Origin of the sequence: Chryseobacterium nepalense (assembly GCF_023195755.1) — a bacterium.
GTDB classification, from domain to species: domain Bacteria; phylum Bacteroidota; class Bacteroidia; order Flavobacteriales; family Weeksellaceae; genus Chryseobacterium; species Chryseobacterium nepalense.
Genome location: NZ_CP096203.1, coordinates 1267801 through 1282464, shown reverse-complemented (window position 1 = coordinate 1282464; position 14664 = coordinate 1267801). Strand labels below are relative to the sequence as shown.

At 39.0% G+C, this 14664-nt stretch carries 14 protein-coding genes; 13 read left to right on the top strand and 1 reads right to left on the bottom strand.

Features of this window, described 5'->3' with window-relative positions; genetic code table 11:
* Positions 1-6: 6 nt before the first annotated feature.
* The gene (locus M0D58_RS05420; RefSeq protein WP_248394071.1) at positions 7-327 is read right to left on the bottom strand and encodes a hypothetical protein; all 321 of its coding nucleotides are present in this window, start codon (positions 325-327) and stop codon (positions 7-9) included.
* Positions 328-761: 434 nt separating this feature from the next.
* Between M0D58_RS05420 and M0D58_RS05415 the strand changes: the two genes are divergently transcribed.
* The 13 genes from M0D58_RS05415 to M0D58_RS05355 all read left to right on the top strand — a co-directional run bounded on the left by M0D58_RS05415 (position 762) and on the right by M0D58_RS05355 (position 14648).
* On the top strand, positions 762-1349 hold the full coding sequence (locus M0D58_RS05415) for a Pvc16 family protein (protein ID WP_248394070.1): 588 nt from the start codon (positions 762-764) through the stop codon (positions 1347-1349).
* A 137-nt stretch (positions 1350-1486) separates the two neighbouring features.
* Positions 1487-3208, top strand: coding sequence for a phage tail sheath family protein (locus tag M0D58_RS05410; protein WP_248394069.1), 1722 nt, complete (start codon positions 1487-1489; stop codon positions 3206-3208).
* An 85-nt stretch (positions 3209-3293) separates the two neighbouring features.
* Positions 3294-5036, top strand: a complete 1743-nt coding sequence (locus M0D58_RS05405; RefSeq protein WP_248394068.1) for a phage tail sheath family protein — start codon at positions 3294-3296, stop codon at positions 5034-5036.
* Between the two features lie 38 nt (positions 5037-5074).
* Complete coding sequence (locus tag M0D58_RS05400) at positions 5075-5512, top strand: phage tail protein (RefSeq protein WP_248394067.1); 438 nt, start codon at positions 5075-5077, stop codon at positions 5510-5512.
* 19 nt (positions 5513-5531) lie between these two features.
* Positions 5532-6863: a phage tail sheath family protein gene (locus M0D58_RS05395; protein WP_248394065.1), complete on the top strand. Its 1332-nt coding sequence runs from the start codon at positions 5532-5534 to the stop codon at positions 6861-6863.
* A 38-nt stretch (positions 6864-6901) separates the two neighbouring features.
* A complete protein-coding gene (locus M0D58_RS05390; protein WP_248394063.1) occupies positions 6902-7333 on the top strand; it encodes a phage tail protein in 432 nt (143 codons plus the stop codon).
* Positions 7334-7335: 2 nt separating this feature from the next.
* Positions 7336-7803 carry a phage tail protein gene (locus M0D58_RS05385; protein WP_248394061.1) on the top strand — a complete coding sequence of 156 codons (468 nt, stop codon included), beginning with the start codon at positions 7336-7338 and terminating at the stop codon, positions 7801-7803.
* Between the two features lie 200 nt (positions 7804-8003).
* Entirely contained in the window at positions 8004-8165 is a 162-nt protein-coding gene (locus M0D58_RS05380; RefSeq protein WP_248394059.1) for a DUF5908 family protein, read from the top strand.
* Complete coding sequence (locus tag M0D58_RS05375; RefSeq protein ID WP_248394057.1) at positions 8165-8905, top strand: CIS tube protein; 741 nt, start codon at positions 8165-8167, stop codon at positions 8903-8905. The genes M0D58_RS05380 and M0D58_RS05375 overlap by 1 nt, the downstream gene beginning before the upstream one ends.
* Before the next feature lies 1 nt (position 8906).
* Positions 8907-10652 carry a type VI secretion system tip protein VgrG gene (gene vgrG / locus M0D58_RS05370; protein WP_248394055.1) on the top strand — a complete coding sequence of 582 codons (1746 nt, stop codon included), beginning with the start codon at positions 8907-8909 and terminating at the stop codon, positions 10650-10652.
* 4 nt (positions 10653-10656) lie between these two features.
* Complete coding sequence (locus M0D58_RS05365; RefSeq protein WP_029297107.1) at positions 10657-10947, top strand: PAAR domain-containing protein; 291 nt, start codon at positions 10657-10659, stop codon at positions 10945-10947.
* Positions 10948-11098: 151 nt separating this feature from the next.
* Complete coding sequence (locus tag M0D58_RS05360; protein WP_072884160.1) at positions 11099-11509, top strand: GPW/gp25 family protein; 411 nt, start codon at positions 11099-11101, stop codon at positions 11507-11509.
* Positions 11510-11597: 88 nt separating this feature from the next.
* Positions 11598-14648: a baseplate J/gp47 family protein gene (locus M0D58_RS05355; RefSeq protein WP_248394053.1), complete on the top strand. Its 3051-nt coding sequence runs from the start codon at positions 11598-11600 to the stop codon at positions 14646-14648.
* Positions 14649-14664: the final 16 nt, after the last annotated feature.

Genomic DNA, 14664 nt, shown 5'->3' with positions numbered 1-14664 from the left:
AACGCTTTATTTCCTGTCAAATTCTCCACCCCAGAAACCTGCCGGGCAAAGGCTCAGCTTTGATCTTTGTTTTGCGCTCAGCCGGCATCCGCAGCCTCTTATGAAATGGTCTTTGGGAGCATCTGCAACTTCAAGGGTTTCTGGATTCATCCATTTCATGGCATTGCAGTTGTTGCCGTTTTTTAAGGGGCAGGCATTGCATATTTCTTCCCGTAAAGAAAAAATTGCTTCCTCATCCTGATTCGCCATGCCTATTTTTGCACGCAATTCATTAAAATGGCCGCCAATGATTTCATTGCGCTTGCCAAAGATTTTTCTGATATTCATATGATTTAAGTTTTTAGATTATTGGGGTCAAAATTAGAAGAAGAAATCCCATTTTTCGAATTCTGGGACCTCTCCGTTCTGTCTTTGCAGTAAAAAGAAAAGCTTGAAAAACAAATATTCTTTAAAAAAACTTCGTGTATTCTGCGTTAAAAAAGATTAATAGAAATTCATGTACTCTGCTTTCAAAGAAATGATGAAAATCAAATCAAAAAATTTCACTGCAACTGGATTTAGACAATCTGTTATTTCATTTTTTATTTTAAATTAAAATATTTAGTATATTGATTTTTAATACTTTATATTTGTTGTTTTTAAAAAAATAATGAAAAAATCAAAAAAATATTTACTGCAAAGACAGGTTTGACCCCTCAAAATATTTGTCTTTTAACAGAGTGGGATTGTATGTTTGCAGCGTAATAATAAAGAGCAAAATTATGATTAAAGAAGTATTGACAATTTTAAAAAATAAGCTCAATGATCCGGTAAATGGTTTAAAAGACGGTCAGAACAGCGGAGATATTGCAGTAGTAGATGATATAGCAAAACATGAAGATGATACCTCGGGTCTTGATGATAAAGTAGTGATCACACTCCTGAATGTTGAAGAAGAATCAACATTGAAAAACAGATCATGGTATACGAGAACCACTGTAAGTGAAGATCCTCTTTTGTATGATATGAAAAAGCAAAACCCGCCGGCTTATCTGAACCTGTATCTTATGGTTGCCGCCAACCGTAATGCTTATGACAAATCTTTATCGGATATCTCAAAAGTTATCGAAATATTTCAAACCAATAATGTGCTGGAATATACGGATTCCAATGTGAATAAAAATTTCAGGTTCAGAATTGAACTGCACTCTATTCCTTTTGAACAGCTGAGTTATATTTGGGGATTGTTGGGAGGAAAAGTAATGCCCTCTGCATTGTACAAGGTAAGCGTTGTAAAAATTGAAGCAATTGGAGAAACGAATGTTAATTTAATTGACGAAGTAAATATCAAAAGCATTAAAGTAGAATAATCAATAGGTTGTCCGTAATGTTTATAATTAAAAAAATTGCGTGACCTATGTTAAACTAAATATTATGGATAATGACCGATAAACACAGCAAAAAAAACTAACCAAAAACTAATAACCTTTAACTTAAATTTTTAAACATGCAAAATCCAACTACACCAGGTATTTCAGTTGAAGAAATTACCAGGCTTCCCAATTCGGTTTCATTAATAGATACAGCGATTCCGGTATTTATTGGATATACCGAAATGATTCCTGAAGAGCATACCGGTCCCAGGAATATCAGTTCTCTTTTGGAATATGAAAAACATTTTGGAAAAGCAAAAAAGGAAAGTATCCTCCTTAGAGATACAGAAGATAAAGGTGTAGAAATCATAACACCGGATGCACAGTTTTTAATGTATTATTCCCTTCAAATGTATTTTGCCAACGGAGGCGGGCCTTGTGAGATTCTGTCAGCAGGAAATTATACATCCGGAACAGTTGAGCTTGCTGATTTGATTGCAGGCCTGAATAGGGTTAATCATTCAGACGAACCCAGACTTATTGTTTTCCCTGATGCCGTATCATTACCCGAAGCCGATTTTTATACGATCTATAATCAGACGATTGCCAAAATTACATCCACTGCAAAAAACTGGTTTGTCATAATAGATACCTACTACGGAAATTCTGTAACTCAATCCAATAATCGTAATACCATTGCTAATCTTAGAAATAATATAGTACTTACAACTCATGCTGCAGCTTATTTCCCTCATTTAACCACGATTTTAAATTATACTTTTGATGAAACCGATACGCCTATTGTGCATACGGGTTTACAAAGTGAAGGACAGGCCAGTGCCGTTTTTTATGCCGGTGAAATCGCAGCTTTAGAGGAATTAAAAGCCATGGCAAGCGAAGAAATAGAAAGCGTATCGGTTGACGCTTTAGTATTGGCTGATTTATTAAGCCAGGCTATCGCTATCGCAGAGGAAATTAATGAAACTGCAGATGAAACTTCCGGCCAGCCTTTAGATGCAAAAGCAGATTTAATAGAAGCTATTGAAGAAGCAAAAGCCGTTCTGGAAGCTATCTATGATGGAACAATAGATGATTTTGTGATCCCGGATGATCTAGAAGCAGGTACTCCTGTTTTCAGTGGAGAGTTTGATGCATTAATAGACGCGATTCTTGCCGTAAAAGATGAGGTAGGCGCTGCAAACGGGAAAACCCTGAAAAACTTAGAATCGTCCAATTCGGTACTTTATCATCAGATTAAAAAAGAAATCTCATTGTTAAAGGTTGTTCTGCCGCCGTCCGCAGCAATGGCAGGTGTCTATGGCAGAATAGACGCAACCAGAGGGGTCTGGAAGGCACCGGCCAATGTGAGCCTTAATTATGTTCTGGGGCCCACGGAAAAAGTTTCGGATCATGAACAATCAGATATGAATGTCAATGATGCAGGATCAGTAAATGCTATCAGAGCTTTCACAGGAAAAGGAACATTGGTTTGGGGAGCAAGAACGATGGATGCAAAAGAAAAAACCGAAGACGACCAAGAAAATATCTGGAAATATATCAACGTACGTCGCTATTATGATATGATTAAACTCTCAATAGACAGAGCATTAACAGACGGAAAATTCATTAATGAACCTAATATTTCCCAAACCTGGTTGCATGCTGAAACAATGATCGAAAATTTCCTTAACCAGCAATGGATGGATGGAGCATTAGCCGGAAGTACCGCAAAAGAAGCATATCATGTTGAAGTTTCAGGTGATATCGTTAAAGCAGGAACAATGAATATAACCGTAAAAATAGCATTGGTACGTCCTGCGGAATTTATCGTATTGAATTTCTCACACCAATTATAACAAATCTGAAATAGAATCAGTCACAATAAAAACATTCGAAGTTTACTTCGAGGTATATTAATCTTAATTTAAAAATTTTTAACAAATGAATTACAAAACCCCTGGAGTTTACGTGGAGGAGCATGAAAAATTTCCGCCTTCCGTAGCGCAAGTTGAAACGGCTATTCCCGCTTTTATAGGATATACTGCGGAAGGCCAGAAGAATAAGCCAACAAGAATTACCTCTATGTTGGAGTATGAGCAGCTTTTCGGAAAAGCAAATCCGGAAGCGTTTGCAGTAGCTTTTGAGGATGGCGTTGCATCTGCAACACAGACTAAAGTAAGCAATTTTAAAATGTATTATGCCATGCAGATGTATTTCGCAAATGGCGGCGGGCCTTGTTATATCGTTTCCGTAGGAGATTATACAAATCAGGTAACCGTTGGAAGTTCTACAGCCGCAGGAACTTTATTATACGGTCTTGAACTGCTTAAAAAAGAAGACGAACCAACACTTATCATATTCCCGGATATTCAAAGCTTGGTTCCTGTAGCTGCTGAAGTTGATGCCGCTGAGGCTGCTGCTCAGGTTGCAGAAGATAATGAGTTATTAGCCTCGAAAGCCAAAGCTGCCGCCAGTGCTGTTGTTGCCGTTGTTGTTACAGCGGTTGATGGTGGAGGAGACCTTCAGGCTGCGATTACAGCTGCCAATGCCAAAGTTGCCACTTATCCAGTTTCTGGCTCAAGTACTCTTAGTCAGATTACCGAAAATGAGGCTGCGAAAGCTGTTGCTAAAGCTGTTCAGAATGCTGCTAATGCTGCAGGAGCGAAGACGGCCGCGCAAGCTGCTGCAAGTATTTATAATACTTTCTTTACTACTGCTACAACTGTTGCCCAGAACGCAGAAGCTTATGCTCTTGAATTGGCAGGTGTAGATTCAGCGGATATTACTGCTGCTTACTCGGTATACAACAGTGCTTTAGATCAGGCAGAGCTTATGAAAGACAGATTTGTCATCATGGATGTACTTGGAGGCTCTGATACTGCAGTTTCCGATTTTAGAAGCAATGTAACATCAGGACCAAGTGGAGAACGTTTAAAATACGGAGCTGCTTATCATCCAAAACTGAAAACAATATTAAGCTACGATTATAATGAGGCTGATGTTTTAGTTACAGGTACATTCGGGATTGCAAGTTTAGAACAATTAAAAGGAACGAACTCAGATTTCTATAATCAGGCTAAAAAAGCCATCGAATCTAAGCAGGTTGTATTGGCTCCATCATCAGCAATGGCGGGAGTGTATGCTAAAGTAGACAGCGTTTCCGGAGTATGGAAATCCCCGGCTAATGTAGGTTTGAATTTCGTGGAAGCACCAACAGAAAAAATTTCTGATAGACAGCAGGAAGGTCTTAACGTAGATCCTACATCCGGTAAATCCATCAATGCGATCAGAACCTTTACAGGCAAAGGACCTATGGTTTGGGGAGCAAGAACATTAGACGGCAACAGCAACGAATGGAGATACATCTCAGTACGCCGTTTCTTCAATATGGTGGAAGAATCTGTGAAAAAATCGACCGAGCGTTTCGTTTTTGAAGCCAATACGGCCAATACATGGATCCGCGTACAGACGATGATCGAAAATTTCCTGAACCAGCAGTGGCAGGACGGCGCTTTGGCAGGAAGCAAGCCTGAAGAAGCCTATTATGTAAGCGTAGGCTTAAATAAAACCATGTCTGCACAGGATATTCTGGAAGGAAGAATGAATATTGAGATCGGTATGGCAGCAGTACGTCCTGCAGAATTTATCGTGCTTCGTTTTTCTCACAAGCTGCAGGAAGCATAAAACTTAAAGTAAATAACAATTAAAATATACATACAATTATGAGTACATATCCATTAGTAAAGTTTGCCTTTGAAGTAGATTGGGGCGGAACAAAATTAGGGTTTACTGAAGCATCGGGAATGAATTTAGAAACGGCTGTAGTTGAATACAGACATGGAGCCAGCCCTGATTTCAGTAAAACAAAGATGCCGGGATTGAAAGTGTTCAGTAATATCACTTTAAAAAGAGGGACTTTCCAGGGAGACAATGAATTTTTCGAGTGGTTCCGGTCTGTACAGCTCAATACGGTTGAGAGAAGATCAATTACTATTTCTCTTTTAGATGAGAACGGAAATCCAGCAGTAACCTGGAAGGTTAAAAATGCTTTCCCTGTAAAAATGCTTTCCAGCGATTTGAAAGCAGATGGGAATGAGGTAGCTATCGAGACCCTTGAAATTGCGCACGAAGGATTAACTATTGAAAATAACGAATATTAACTTTAAAAATTAAAAAAAAATGAATTACAAAACACCAGGAGTCTACGTAGAGGAAATTGCAAAATTCCCGCCGTCTGTAGCACAAGTAGAAACAGCCATCCCGGCGTTCATCGGATATACTGCCAAAGGCCCGAAAAACCAGCCAACAAGAATTTCTTCCCTGCTGGAATATGAAACACTTTTCGGAAAAGCAAAAAATGAAGAATTCTCAATTGTTGTAAACGCTGCAACAGCAAATACACCGAGAACAGTAACTGCTACTTTAACACCAAGTGCTTTCAAAATGTATTATGCCATGCAAATGTATTTCGCCAATGGTGGCGGGCCTTGCTATATTGTTTCAGTAGGAGATTTGGCAACAGGCTTTCCGGCTGCTGTAGATTTTGATGATATGATTGCAGGGCTTGATACGCTGGAAAAAGAAGATGAGCCAACACTTATCGTTTTGCCGGATGCTGCTAATTTAAGCACAGCTTACGATTTATTCGAAAAAGCTTTAGATCAGGCAGAGCTTATGAAAGACAGATTTGTTATTATGGATGTACTTGGAGACTCTAATACTGCAGTTTCTGATTTTAGAAGCAATGTAACATCCGGACCAAGCGGAGAACGTTTAAAATACGGAGCGGCGTATTATCCAAAATTGGAAACGGTTCTTACGTACAGCTATGACCCTGCGATTACTGTAGGAAACAATACCCTGGAGCATTGGAAAACAAATGATACAGAACTGTACAACCTTGCAAAAAATGCTATGGAATCTCATAGGGTAGTATTGGCTCCATCATCAGCAATGGCAGGAGTGTATGCTAAAGTAGACAGTACTTCAGGAGTGTTTAAAGCGCCTGCAAACGTGGGACTGAACTATGTAGTGGCTCCAATCCAAAAAATTTCTCACGAAGATCAGGAAGGTCTTAACGTAGATCCTACATCCGGTAAATCCATCAATGCGATCAGAACCTTTACAGGTAAAGGACCTATGGTTTGGGGAGCAAGAACATTAGACGGCAACAGCAACGAATGGAGATATATCTCAGTACGCCGTTTCTTCAATATGGTGGAAGAATCTGTGAAAAAATCGACCGAGCGTTTCGTTTTTGAAGCCAATACGGCCAATACATGGATTCGCGTACAGACGATGATCGAAAATTTCCTGAACCAGCAGTGGCAGGACGGCGCTTTGGCAGGAAGCAAGCCTGAAGAAGCCTATTATGTAAGCGTAGGCTTAAATAAAACCATGTCTGCACAGGATATTCTGGAAGGAAGAATGAATATTGAGATCGGTATGGCAGCAGTACGTCCTGCAGAATTTATCGTGCTTCGTTTTTCTCACAAGCTGCAGGAAGCATAAAACTTAAAGTAAATAACAATTAAAATATACATACAATTATGAGTACATATCCATTAGTAAAGTTTGCCTTTGAAGTAGATTGGGGCGGAACAAAATTAGGGTTTACTGAAGCATCGGGAATGAATTTAGAAACGGCTGTAGTTGAATACAGACATGGAGCAAGCCCCGATTTCAGTAAAACAAAGATGCCGGGATTGAAAGTGTTCAGTAATATCACTCTAAAAAGAGGGACTTTCCAGGGAGACAATGAATTTTTCGAGTGGTTCCGGTCTGTACAGCTCAATACGGTTGAGAGAAGATCAATTACTATTTCTCTTTTAGATGAGAACGGAAATCCAGCAGTAACCTGGAAGGTTAAAAATGCTTTCCCTGTAAAAATGCTTTCCAGCGATTTGAAAGCAGATGGGAATGAGGTCGCTATCGAAACCCTTGAAATTGCGCACGAAGGATTAACTATTGAAAATAACTAATCATGGCTCTTTTATATCCTCCAACCAGTTTCTCTTTTATTGTTAATGGGATTTCAACAACAGAGGGTATTGACTCCAGATTTCAGTCTATATCTGGTTTATACACAGACATTCAAGCTGAAGAATATGCCGAAGGAGGGGAAAACAGATTTATCCATCAGCTTCCTTTAAGGCCAAAATATCCCAATTTAGTTCTTAAGCGTGGCTTAATGGTAAGTTCCGGATTGATAAGCTGGTGCAGAAATGCGATGGAAAACTTTGAATTTGAACCCAGAAACCTCATCGTTACCCTTTCAGGAGGACTCCAGTCTACAGCACCTTTGATGGTCTGGAATGTAGTGGGAGCTTACCCGGTGAGATGGGAAGTCTCGGAATTCAATGCGGAAGAAAGCAAATTGGCTATTGAAACAATAGAACTGAAATACAGATATTTCACGATACCTTCATCGTTAGCAAGCTTAGGCTTGTAATTTCTAAAATCAAATCTGAGCACCTGAAAGTGTCTTCGTCTAAGGATAACTTTTAGCACAATTATTTTTCAGAAAACAACAACAGATTAGTCTATCACAGGACTGAACGCACTCTTTATGTGCTTGGATTTTTTAAAACATATAGGTTAAATCATTGGTTTTTAAATATTTAAATTAAAAATCAATTAAAAACAAACGAAATGCCAATAGAAATAAAAGAGCTTCACATTAAAATAAATGTGGACGAGAAAACAGCAGCTAAGACCACTGCTACATCAGTAGATGAGGCAAAGATCATGCGGGCCGTGAGTGAAAGTGTAGAGCAGGCAGTAAACATTCAACAACGTAAAAAAGAAAGATAATGGGAGGAGCACTTACAAAATTAAAGATAGACACTTATAAGGATGATACTTATAGTAACAGCAGCAAAATTAACACTGATGCTTTTGAAGCTTTTATCAATCCTACAAGCTTCTCAATGACTTACAAAACCAAACATAACACCGATCAGGCAGAAGGCAGTTCTAAAGCCAGTTTAGGTTATATCGCATCACCTCCTTCAGACTTGCAGCTGGAATTTCTTTTTGATGGTACAGGGGTAACACAGGCAAATCCCGGCAATAAACTAATAAATACAATTGCTGAAAAATTAGGAAAAAAAGATGCTTTTATAAAGAAAGCTGTTGAGCAACAGATAACAGACTTCTATAATGCTACCGGTAAGCTTGACGGAACTATTCACAAGCCCTATAATGTCGTTATCACTTGGGGAGACCTTCACTTTAAAGGAATACTCTCAGAATTTACCATAGACTATAAAATGTTTACCAATGAAGGAAAAGCATTAAGAGCTATAGGAAAAGCAAAATTCAGTGAATCAATCAGCAAAGAACTTGCTGCGAAAGAAGAAAATAAACAGTCTCCGGATCTCACCCACAAAAGAACAGTACAAGATGGAGATACCCTTCCTTTAATGACCGAAAGAATTTACGGAGACTCCAAATACTATCTGGAAGTTGCCAAAGCAAATGGCCTCGTTAATTTCAGGCAATTAAAACCAGGGAGTGAACTCTACTTTCCGCCAATAGAAAAAAGATCATAATATGAACAATAGCGGATATATACAAACAGCAAAAAATCCGGATCTGACTACTTTTAAAGTAATGTCCGGAGGTACCGAATTGCCTGGGAAATATGGTGTGAAAAGCATTATCGTAGAAAAAGAAGTCAACAGAATTCCTTATGCCCGCATTGTTATTTTAGATGGTAGTGTACCGGAACAGGATTTCAAACTCAGCAATGAAGAATTACTGATTCCCGGAAAAGAAATTGAAATCACTGCCGGATACCATTCTAAAGAAGAAACGATTTTTAAGGGAGTGGTTGTAAAGCATAATATTAAAGTCAGAAACGGATCTTCTTATCTCATCATCGAATGCAGGGATAAGGCAGTAAAAATGACACTGGGAAGAAAAAGCAAATATTTCTATGACAGCAAAGACAGTGATATCATCGAGGAACTGATTGGCAACAGCGGAACTACCGCCGATGTGGAAGCTACTTCAAATACCCATAAGGAATTGGTTCAGTTTCAGTCATCTGATTGGGATTTTATGTTAACCAGAGCGCAGACCAACGGAAAATTGTGTTTTGTTGATGACGGAACCGTAAAAGTTGCCAAGCCTGATTTCAGCGGCGAAGCAGTAGAAACCGTTGTCTTTGGATCATCCGTACACGAATTCGACGGTGAAATTGATGCAAGGGATCAGTTCAGCAAAATTACCGCTAAAACATGGAGCTATACAGACCAGGAATTAACGCAAGTGGAAGCTCAGGATCCGGCCATCAGTCTTAACGGAAATCTTTCTTCCGGTGATCTGGCCAAAGTTTTTGGAATTGAAGACCTGCAGCTGAAACATGGCGGCAATCTTACCCAGGATGAATTACAGCAATGGGGAGACGCTAAAGCCACTTTCCAGCAATTGGCAAAAACCAGGGGAAGAGTAAAATTCCAGGGAATACCATCGGTAAAACCAGGTGTTACATTAACCCTTCAGGGAGTTGGAGACAGGTTTAACGGAAAAATATATGTAACAGGAATCCGTCATGAAATTATTGATGGAAACTGGCTGGTAGATGCTCAGTTCGGACTTTCTCCAACGTGGTTCTCAGAAACCTATGACGTAAGCGAAATGCCCGGTTCAGGAATTATTCCTGCCATAAGCGGACTGCACGTAGGAATCGTTTCACAACTGGAATCTGACCCGGATGGAGAAGACCGGATTTTAGTACAGATTCCTATCATTAATAATGAAGAAGAAGGAATCTGGGCAAGAATAGCCACTCTGGACGCCGGAGAAAACAGAGGGTCTTTCTTCAGACCTGAAATCGGCGATGAGGTTATTATCGGATTTATTAATGATGATCCTAATGATGCCGTAGTTCTCGGAATGCTGAACAGCAGTACAAAACCGGCTCCTATTGTAGCTTCTGATGACAATCATGAAAAAGGATTTGTAACCCGGAGCGAAATGAAAATGATCTTCAATGACGACAAAATTTCCTATACCCTGGAAACCCCGAAAGGCAAAAAGATAATCGTAGACGAAGATGCGGATATCATTAAGATTGAAGACGAACATGCGAATACGTTTATACTTAACAAAGACGGGATCAGCATGGATAGTTCAAAAGATATCAAGATCAAAGCGAAAGGTGACATCAGTATGGAAGGAGTCAATATCAATGTAAAAGCCAGTGCGCAGCTAAAAGCGGAAGGAAGCTCTGGTTCGGAACTTAAATCGGGAGCGGTAACTGTGGTAAAAGGCTCTCAGGTTAAAATCAATTAATCGTATGAAACCGGCAGCAAGAATTACAGACATGCATACCTGTCCTATGGTTACAGGAAATGTTCCGCATGTAGGCGGACCCATCATTCCGGCGGGAGAACCTACAGTACTTATCGGCGGGAAACCGGCCGCAAGAGTAGGGGATAAAGCCGTATGCACAGGTCCTTTAGATACCATTGCATCAGGATCTTCAAGCGTAATGATCGGTGGAAAACCGGCCGCAAGAATGGGAGATTCTACGGCACACGGAGGAGTGATCTCCGCAGGTGAAGCTACTGTTTTAATAGGCGGATAATATTTTTTTGCAGTTTTCAATTCATCATAAGCTGCATTTTTTAGATGGTATCTTCCTTACAATAGAAACGTAAAAATCAATAACAAGCAGTTATGAAAACCAAAGCTCTATGTTACGGATGCAGATCTACAATTAATATAATAAATAACGTATGAAAATAAATACAGATTTTTTAGGAACAGGCTGGAGCTTTCCGCCAGAATTTAATGAGACTGAAGGAAAGCTGGCAATGACATCAGATGTGGAAGACATCAATAACAGCCTTATGATTCTCCTGTCTACACGTCCCGGTGAACGCGTCATGTTCCCGAATTACGGATGTGACCTGCAGGAAATGCTATTTAAGCCACTGGACTTAACGCTCATTACACAAATGAAAGGAATCGTTGAGCGTGCTATTTTATATCACGAACCTCGAATCAATATTTTAAGTATTGAAATTAATGCTCAGGACGAAATTGAAGGGGAAATTTTAATAGAAATTAACTACGAAGTAAGAAATACGAATACAAGAAGCAATATGGTTTTTCCTTTTTACAAAGAAGAAGCTACCGAAATATAATGAATTACGGGATGTCTGTAGCCATTTTAAATACTACCAAACACTACATAAGTATTGCATCTGAACATAGAAAGATAAATATAAACAAATGAAAAAAACAGATACATTTTCACATTATCGTGAAGGAAAATCACAAATGCAGCGCTTTTTAGCAGAATTAGATCCGGGCAATCTTGAATTACACGATTTCGATTTGTTTGACTGGCTATTATTCGCAAATAATTTTGCTCAGCGTGTAAACTATTTCGATAAAGATGATAATACAACACCCAAAGGAAACTGGGGAAACTTTTTCCTGGGTGATGATGACAATGCTGTACCGAGAAGGGAAAGCATTGAATATAAAAGTATGAAAAAACAGGTTACAGATCTTATTTCCCAGTTTGAACAGGACAGCAACCTGACTCCCCACCTCACCCTGTTTGTCTGCTTTTTAAAATTATTGGATTTCTCAAAAAAAGCTTTTAATAATTTAACCAAAAGACATCTGGATTTCTATTATAACGAAATTCTTCAGATTGAAAAAAATGAGGCAAGACCTGATAAAGTCTATGTGATTTTTGAATTAGCCAAAAAAGCAATCCAGGAAAGGATTCCCGGCGGAACATTGCTGGATGGTGATAAAGACGCCAACGGAAAAAAACGCGTTTACAAAACAGGCGAAGAGCTTGTTGCCAACCAGGCAAAAGTTGTGGAGATTAAAAGCTTTCTCAATGATGTTAAAAAAAGAGAGCTGAAGATGGCGCCGGTTGCCAATTCGGTAGATGGTTTAGGAGATAAACTCCCGGAGGAAAGCAATTACTGGTGGCCTTTCGGTTATAATGCTGATGAAACTGTTTCCGAAAAATCCATTTACAAGGAACTCCCGAAAGCGAAACTCGGTTTTGCAATCGCATCATCATTATTTGATCTGGAAGAAGGCGAGAGAATCATTACCGTGAAAATTGATTTTACTAAAAATTCTGCTCAGAAGTTTCAGGATTTATCAGCCGGAGATATCGAAAATAATATCAAAGTATTGTGCAGCGGACAAAAAGAATGGATCTCCGGAATGGCTTTGAAATGTGTAAGGAAAAGTGCAGATCAGCTGGTGCTTTCCTTTACATTAACCAAAGATTTTCCAGCCGTGGTAAAATACAATAAGGATGTTTTGCTGCAAACGTTCCAGACTGATTTTCCTGTGGTAAGATTCGTGATTGAAGGAGAAAAATACTATACGCTTTATGAGGCACTTTCGGAAAAGCTGGTGAAAAATGTTGAAGTAGCGGTAGAGGTAAAAGGCGTAAAATCTCTTCAGATCGAAAACGACAGCAATATACTGAACGCAGAAAAACCTTATTATCCGTTCACTGCACAACCTGTTAAAGGATCTAATTTTTACATCAAATGTCCTGAAATGTTTTCCAAAAAATGGGAAAAAGCAGACATCACCATCAATTGGAAAAACACACCGGATTCAATAACTAATTTATACAGCGGGTATGTAATTCAGCCGAATCAAAATATCAGTGTAAAACAATTTGAGTCGTTAGAAGGTCCGTCAATTGTCCGTTCGGATGCTTATTTCACGGCAGATACTGCGCTATTGGAAAAAGAAGTATGGCGAGAGAAAGGCAATAATATTGAACTGTTCAGGAAAATGGAAAACGGATATAAAACACAATTTTCCATCCAAAACACCAATACCGATCCCGGAACGAGCGAGGCTATCAGATTAACAATAAACCAGTCGGCATTACAGGATGTGTACCCTAAATTATATACTTTGGCACTATCCAGCGATCCTGCTAAAAATAAGCTTGTTCCGAACGAACCATACATTCCTTTTGCGGAAGATATCGAACTGAATTACAGTGCAAGAGAAATTGCTTATTCTTATCTAGATAAAGATTTCAATGGAAAAGCTGCCAAAAACAAAGGTGTACAGTTGTACCACGAAGACGTATTCGGGCAATATGAAAAAGAAACTGAAACGAAAAGCATCGTCCCCGTACATGAAAATGGAGGTGAGCTGTACATCGGTCTTGAAGCTGTAAAACAAACCACTGTTTCCCTGTTGATCCAGATGCTGGAAGGAAGTGAAAATCCTTTAGTGGATACTTTCGAGGAAAAAGAGTTTATCGAATGGCATATTCTGTCCGGCAATACATGGATCGACCTTTCACAAAATATGCTGAAAAACGAAACAAGAAAATTCCTGGAATCCGGTATCGTAAAGTTTAAGATCCCGAAAGACAACAACACCAGCCATACAATGCTTACAGACGGACTGGTGTGGATCAGGGCCAGATCAAAAAGAAGCTATGATGCTGTTTGTAAAATTCAGGGAATATACACACAGGCAGTTTTAGCAACATTCCAAGATCAGGGTAACGATGTGGCGCATTTGGCCAACGGTTTGCCGGCCGACACGATTTCGAAACTAATAACCAGGGTTCCTCAGGTAAAATCGGTTAGCCAGCCATACAATTCGTTCGACGGAAAGTACAAAGAAGCCGATTCTGAATTTTACAGAAGAGTAAGCGAGCGTCTGAGACACAAACACAGGGCTATTACACAATGGGATTATGAAAACCTTGTATTGCAGGAGTTTCCGGAAGTTTTCAAAGTGAAATGTTTAAACCATACCTCTGAAAAATCATATATGGCCCCCGGACATGTTACATTGATGGTGGTGCCGAATATCAGAAATAAAAATGCTTTCGACGTCTACCAGCCAAGAGTGAGCAGGGCCAGCCTCAACAAAATTCAGAAATATGTAAATGAATTAAATACAATGCACGTTAAAGCTCAGGTAATTAATCCTAATTATAAAGAAGCAAAAATACAGGCTACTGTAAAGATCTTTGAAAATTTTGATGAAGTATTCTACATGAAACAATTGGACGAAGACATAAAGAAATACATTTCGCCATGGGCCTTCACAGATTCTAAAGACATTGATTTTAATGTCGAACTGAATGTTAATCATCTCATCAACTACCTGGAGCAGCTGTATTACGTAGATTATATTGATGAAATCAAAATACTGGTAAATGATGTGATACAAAAGAAATCTTTAATAGAAGTAGATCCGAAATCCATTCTCGTATCTGCAAAACAGCACCAAATTACTATCGCAGAACAAGTATGTATTTAATAATAAAAAGAATAAA

What these genes read in the sequence shown, in the direction of transcription:
- M0D58_RS05420 (WP_248394071.1), bottom strand. Translation starts at nt 327, where the DNA reads ATGAATATCAGAAAAATCTTTGGCAAGCGCAATGAAATCATTGGCGGC.
- M0D58_RS05415 (WP_248394070.1), top strand. Translation starts at nt 762, where the DNA reads ATGATTAAAGAAGTATTGACAATTTTAAAAAATAAGCTCAATGATCCG.
- M0D58_RS05410 (WP_248394069.1), top strand. Translation starts at nt 1,487, where the DNA reads ATGCAAAATCCAACTACACCAGGTATTTCAGTTGAAGAAATTACCAGG.
- M0D58_RS05405 (WP_248394068.1), top strand. Translation starts at nt 3,294, where the DNA reads ATGAATTACAAAACCCCTGGAGTTTACGTGGAGGAGCATGAAAAATTT.
- M0D58_RS05400 (WP_248394067.1), top strand. Translation starts at nt 5,075, where the DNA reads ATGAGTACATATCCATTAGTAAAGTTTGCCTTTGAAGTAGATTGGGGC.
- M0D58_RS05395 (WP_248394065.1), top strand. Translation starts at nt 5,532, where the DNA reads ATGAATTACAAAACACCAGGAGTCTACGTAGAGGAAATTGCAAAATTC.
- M0D58_RS05390 (WP_248394063.1), top strand. Translation starts at nt 6,902, where the DNA reads ATGAGTACATATCCATTAGTAAAGTTTGCCTTTGAAGTAGATTGGGGC.
- M0D58_RS05385 (WP_248394061.1), top strand. Translation starts at nt 7,336, where the DNA reads ATGGCTCTTTTATATCCTCCAACCAGTTTCTCTTTTATTGTTAATGGG.
- M0D58_RS05380 (WP_248394059.1), top strand. Translation starts at nt 8,004, where the DNA reads ATGCCAATAGAAATAAAAGAGCTTCACATTAAAATAAATGTGGACGAG.
- M0D58_RS05375 (WP_248394057.1), top strand. Translation starts at nt 8,165, where the DNA reads ATGGGAGGAGCACTTACAAAATTAAAGATAGACACTTATAAGGATGAT.
- vgrG (WP_248394055.1), top strand. Translation starts at nt 8,907, where the DNA reads ATGAACAATAGCGGATATATACAAACAGCAAAAAATCCGGATCTGACT.
- M0D58_RS05365 (WP_029297107.1), top strand. Translation starts at nt 10,657, where the DNA reads ATGAAACCGGCAGCAAGAATTACAGACATGCATACCTGTCCTATGGTT.
- M0D58_RS05360 (WP_072884160.1), top strand. Translation starts at nt 11,099, where the DNA reads ATGAAAATAAATACAGATTTTTTAGGAACAGGCTGGAGCTTTCCGCCA.
- M0D58_RS05355 (WP_248394053.1), top strand. Translation starts at nt 11,598, where the DNA reads ATGAAAAAAACAGATACATTTTCACATTATCGTGAAGGAAAATCACAA.